Source organism: Nocardioides malaquae (genome assembly GCF_015070385.1).
GTDB classification, from domain to species: Bacteria; Actinomycetota; Actinomycetes; order Propionibacteriales; family Nocardioidaceae; genus Nocardioides; species Nocardioides malaquae.
In genome coordinates this window covers 1-246 of sequence record NZ_JADCSA010000938.1, presented here as the reverse complement: position 1 = coordinate 246, position 246 = coordinate 1, and the positions used below count along the sequence as shown (strand labels likewise).

Below are 246 nucleotides of genomic sequence, written 5' to 3'. Positions count from 1 at the left end.
AGCACCTATTTCTGTTGCGCCTCAAACATCTAATGTGTTTACAGGTTTGGCTCCTGGAACTTATACGGTTCGTGTTGTTTCGGGAAGAAATTGTGAGGCACAGCAAGATGTTGTAGTAGGAGAACCAGATGCTATTGTGGTGCCATCTCCAACGGTTGTAGAATATGCTTGTACACCAGACACAAATGCGGTAAACTTTGCAAGCATAACAGTTTCAGGTGTAACCGGTGGCACAAACAATTATGT

At 43.5% G+C, this 246-nt stretch carries 1 protein-coding gene; it reads left to right on the top strand.

The window, feature by feature from the left end; genetic code table 11:
• A partial coding sequence (locus tag IEQ44_RS18755; protein WP_227487698.1) for a hypothetical protein occupies positions 1–246 on the top strand: 246 nt, incomplete at both ends.